At 73.7% G+C, this 5,309-nt stretch carries 2 protein-coding genes; both read left to right on the forward strand.

The genetic code is table 11. The annotated features are described in order from the left end of the window. Positions 1 to 520 precede the first annotated feature (520 nt). Positions 521 to 1,759: an ROK family protein gene (locus tag FOE67_RS15520; protein ID WP_182664674.1), complete on the forward strand. Its 1,239-nt coding sequence runs from the start codon at positions 521 to 523 to the stop codon at positions 1,757 to 1,759. A gap of 644 nt (positions 1,760 to 2,403) precedes the next feature. Further along, entirely contained in the window at positions 2,404 to 5,097 is a 2,694-nt protein-coding gene (gene ppdK, locus FOE67_RS15525; RefSeq protein ID WP_323384962.1) for a pyruvate, phosphate dikinase, read from the forward strand. The last annotated feature ends 212 nt before the right edge of the window (positions 5,098 to 5,309 follow it).

Consider the following 5,309-nt stretch of genomic DNA (forward strand, 5'->3'; position numbering starts at 1 on the left):
CGCCGGAGGGGCCGGCGGCTCCGGTGGGAGTCGTCATGCGGCGACCCCGCTGCGGGGGATCCGGGCATCACGGACGGGTCGGAGGTCCGGTGTGACGGAACTCACCACCGGAATCCGCGGACGCGGGGCCGAAGGGGGGCCGACATGCCCGGCGGGAACGCCCCGGGCATATGCGGGACGGGGAAAACGGCGAACGCCGGGCGCGCCTCCGCGGTGCGACGCGGGGGCGCGGTGCGGGGGGAGCGTCGGCGCGCCGGTCCGGGCGTGGACGGCGCACGTGCGCTTCCGATGGGAATCGCCGGAGGTCAGGGGCGGTCGGCGGCCCGCCCCGGTATCCGGCAGGTCGTCGCTCGTCGGTCTCGCGCTGTCCACGAAGTGCTCCACAGGAGTCGGGCTTCACCGCTTATGCCCACGATACCGCAGGGTTACGTCGGCTTAACGGTCAAAAGTCCTCCCGTAACATTTCCCTGATGTGCTGAAGACGGTGTCGCCGCCGTCGGAGAGGACGGGGAACAGCGGGATGAACCAGGCGAGTTCGGGACATCTGCTCGGGTTGATCCGCCGGGGGCGGGCCACCACCCGGGGAGAGCTGCAGCGCGTCACCGGCCTCGCCCGTTCGACCGTCGGCAGTCGACTGGAACCCCTCCTGCGGGCGGGCTGGATCCGCGAGACGCCCGGCCCCGCCGAGTCCTCCACCGGTGGACGCCCCGCCGTGCGGCTGGAGTTCGACGCCTCGCACGCGCTCGTGCTCGCCGCGGTCCTGGAGACCCGCAACGCCCGGGTCGCCCTTCTCGACCTCGCCGGGCGGGTGATCGACGAACAGGCGGGGCCGCTCTCCATCGCGGACGGTCCCGACCGCGCGTTGGACCTCCTGGGTGAACGGTTCACCCGATTGCTCGAACGCAACCTCCACCGCGACGGCGTCACCGCATCCCGAATCTGCGCCGCGGGCCTGTCGGTTCCCGGTCCCGTGGACGCCCTCACGCGTCGTCTGGTGGAGCCGCCGATCATGCCCGGCTGGGGGGGCCATCCGCTGCCGGAGCGTCTGCGCGCCGTCCTCGCCGGGCGCCTCGGCACCGACCCGGGGCTTCCGGTGCTGGTCGAGAACGACGCCAACCTGATGGCGCTCGCGGAGCAACGCCACGGCCATCCCGACTGCGCCGCCTTCCTGTTGGTGAAGGTCTCCACCGGCATAGGTGCCGGCATGGTGGTCGACGGCGGTCTGTACCGGGGCATCGACGGCGGCGCGGGTGACATCGGTCACATCCGCACCGCCGAGGCGTCCGACGCCCCGTGCATGTGCGGCTCCCGGGGCTGTCTGGCCGCCGTGGCCAGCGGACGTGCCCTGGCCGCCCGACTCACCGCCGAGGGGGTGCCCACCGCCTCCGGTTCCGGGGTGCGCGAACTCCTGGCGGCCGGGCACCCGGACGCCGTGCGACTGGCCCGCGAGGCCGGGCGGGTGGTGGGGGACGTGCTGGCCACCGTCGTGACGGTGGTCAACCCCGGCGTGCTCATGCTCGCGGGGGACCTGGCCGGTCCGCCCTTCCTCACCGGGGTGCGGGAGTTGCTCTACCGGCGGGCGATGCCCCGCACCACCGCCCATCTGGAGGTGGTCACCTCCCGGCTGGGGGACCGGGCGGGGCTGATCGGCGCGGCCGTCCTGCTGGCCGACGAACTCTACGCCCCGGGGCGGGCGGACGAACGGCTCGCGGTCGCCGCCCGGGCCCGGGCCGTGGGTGGGGCCGCCTCGGTGGCCTGAGCGCCCCCGGGGGCCGATGCCCCGGGTGTCGGGGGCCCCGGGTGTCGGGGCCCGGTCCCGTCGGGCGTCGGGAGGCGTGCCCGGGGCGCGCCCTCCGACGGCCCGGGCCCGGACGCTCCGCCGTCGCCTCCCGGCGGCGCGGATCGACACGCCGTCGGCGTCCCCGGGGGCCTCCCGCGGGGGTCGGTCCGGGGCCGCGCGTGCCGTCCCCGCCGGCCGCCCCGGGGGTGCGCCCCGGGGCGCTCGGATGAGCACGTGATGCCGATGCCCCGGCGGGCGCTCGCATCGGATCCCCCCGGGGGGTGGGGGCGGCCCGGGTAGCCCCGCACTCCGTTCCGTACCACCCTGGAAGGGATGAATCCGGCGGTCCGACGGCCGTTCCCGCCCTCCTCCGGGGCCCGGGGTCCCGGTGAACAGGTCCGATGCCGGGGGCGGACGAGGGGCGAAAACGCCGCTTGGTGGCGTATGCGCGTTTGATGAGCGTGATGCCCGCCACGAATGATGGCGATTATGCTCAGATGAGCGGTCGGCGGGGTAGCCTCCCGCTGTCAGGGCAGCCGTTCACGAGGAGTAGTCCCGTGCCGGAAACACGAACACGAGTACCCGCCGTCCCCCTCGAAGCCGCGGCCCCCGCCGCTCCGCCGGTGAAGTACGTCTACGACTTCTCCGAGGGCCACAAGGACCTCAAGCACCTCCTCGGTGGCAAGGGCGCCAACCTCGCCGAGATGACCAGGCTCGGTCTGCCCGTTCCACCGGGCTTCACCATCACCACCGAGGCCTGCTGCGCCTACCTGGAGACCGGATCCGAGCCCCCGGAGCTCCGCGCCGAGGTGAGTGCGCACCTCGACGCCCTGGAGCGCCGGATGGGCAAGCGCCTCGGACAGGGCGACGACCCCCTCCTCGTCTCCGTCCGCTCCGGCGCCAAGTTCTCGATGCCCGGCATGATGGACACCGTCCTCAACATCGGTCTCTCCGACACCTCCGTGGCCGCCCTCGCCGCGCAGGCCGGGGACGAGCGCTTCGCCCTGGACTCCTACCGACGGCTGATCCAGATGTTCGGCAAGACCGTCCTCGGCGTGCACGGCGACCTCTTCGAGGAGGCCATCGACACCCTCAAGGCCGAGGCCGGGGTCACCACCGACGTCGAACTCGACGCGGACCGCCTCGCCGTCCTCGTGGACCGCTTCAAGGCGATCGTGCGCGAGCACGCCGGCCGCGAGTTCCCCCAGGACCCCCGCGAGCAGATGGACCTCGCCATCCGCGCCGTCTTCGACTCCTGGAACGGCGACCGCGCCCGCCTGTACCGGCGGCAGGAGCGGATACCCCACGACCTGGGCACCGCCGTCAACATCTGCTCCATGGTCTTCGGCAACCTCGGCCCCGACTCCGGCACCGGCGTCGCCTTCACCCGCGACCCCGCCACCGGCCACCAGGGCGTGTACGGCGACTACCTGCAGAACGCCCAGGGCGAGGACGTCGTCGCCGGCATCCGCAACACCGTGCCGCTCGCCGAACTCGAACGCCTCGACAAGGCGAGTTACGACCAACTCCTGTCCATCATGGAGACCCTGGAGAACCACTACCGGGACCTGTGCGACATCGAGTTCACCATCGAGCGCGGCACCCTGTGGATGCTCCAGACCCGGGTCGGCAAGCGCACCGCCGCCGCCGCGTTCCGGATCGCCACCCAACTCGTGGACCAGGGGCTCATCGACGAGGCCGAGGCGCTGCGGCGGGTCAACGGCGAACGCCTCGCCCAGCTCATGTTCCCCCGGTTCGACCCCGACGCCGAGGTCGAGCACCTCGCCTCCGGCCTCCCCGCCTCGCCCGGCGCCGCCGTGGGGCGCGCGGTCTTCGACTCCGCCACGGCCGTCGAGCGGGCCGCCGCCGGCGAGGCCGTCATCCTGGTGCGCCGGGAGACCAATCCCGACGACCTGGACGGCATGATCGCCGCCGCCGGCATCCTCACCTCGCGCGGTGGCAAGACCTCGCACGCCGCCGTCGTCGCCCGCGGCATGGGCAAGACCTGCGTCTGCGGTGCCGAGGAGATCGAGGTGGACACCGCCGCCCGCCGGCTGACCGTCCGGCGTCCCGGCGGGGAGGCGGTGGTGATCACCGAGGGGGAGACGATCTCCATCGACGGCTCCACCGGTCGGGTCCACCGGGGCGAGGTCCCGGTGGTGCCGTCACCGGTCGTGGAGTACTTCGAGGGCCGGGTGACCCCCGACGACCCGGACGCCGACGACCTGGTGCGCGCGGTGGACCGGCTCATGGGCATCGCCGACACCGCCCGCCGGCTGGAGGTACGGGCCAACGCCGACACCGCCGCCGACGCCGCCCGGGCGCGTCGCTTCGGTGCCCGGGGCATCGGGCTGTGCCGCACCGAGCACATGTTCCTCGGCGAACGCCGGGGGCTGGTCGAGCACCTCATCCTCGCCGAGGGCGAGGAGGACCGCGACCGTGCCCTGGACGCCCTGCTGCCGCTGCAACGCGCCGATTTCACCGAGTTGTTCGAGGCGATGGACGGCCTGCCGGTGACGGTCCGACTGCTCGACCCGCCGCTGCACGAGTTCCTGCCCGACCTCACCGAACTGTCGGTGCGCGTCGCGCTGGCCGAGCGGAACGGGGAGCACGGCGCGCTCGACGAGCAGGACCGCCGACTGCTGCCCGCCGTCCGGCGGCTGCACGAGCAGAACCCCATGCTGGGTCTGCGCGGCGTACGCCTGGGCCTGGTCATCCCCGGCCTGTTCTCCATGCAGGTGCGGGCGATCGCCGAGGCCGCCGCCGACCGCCGGCTCGCGGGCGGCGACCCGCGGGCCGAGATCATGATCCCGCTGGTCGGCACGGTGCAGGAGTTGGAGATCGTCCGCGAGGAGGCCGAGCGGATCATCGCCGACATCGAGCGGGAGCGGGGCGTGGACCTGGGGCTGAGCCTGGGCACCATGATCGAGCTGCCCCGGGCCGCGCTCACCGCCGGTCAGATCGCCGAGTGCGCCGACTTCTTCTCCTTCGGCACCAACGACCTGACCCAGACGGTGTGGGGATTCAGCCGCGACGACGTCGAGGCCAGCTTCTTCGGGGCCTACCTGGAGAAGGGGATCTTCGGCATCTCGCCGTTCGAGACGATCGACGTGGACGGCGTCGGCGCCCTGGTGCGCACCGCCGTTCGCGCCGGGCGCGCCACCCGGCCCGACCTCAAGCTCGGGGTCTGCGGGGAGCACGGCGGTGACCCGGAGTCGGTGCACTTCTTCCACGAGGCGGGGCTGGACTACGTGTCCTGCTCGCCGTTCCGGGTCCCGGTGGCCCGGCTGGAGGCGGGTCGGGCGGCGGTCGGCTGAGCCGATCGATCGCCCCGACCCACCGGGAGACGCCGCCGCACCCCGACCCTCACCGCGGCGGCGGCTCCCGGTGACACGGGGGACGAGGGGGCGGCACCTGTGCGGAGGTGCCGCCCCCTCGGCGTGCCCGGCCGCTGCCCGGTGGCGGGTGTTCCCGCGGGTCGGACAGTGGGTGGAACAGTGGGTGGGCCAGGGGGTGGAACAGCGGGTGG

The organism is Streptomyces calidiresistens, assembly GCF_014141525.1.
GTDB classification, from domain to species: Bacteria; Actinomycetota; Actinomycetes; order Streptomycetales; family Streptomycetaceae; genus Streptomyces; species Streptomyces calidiresistens.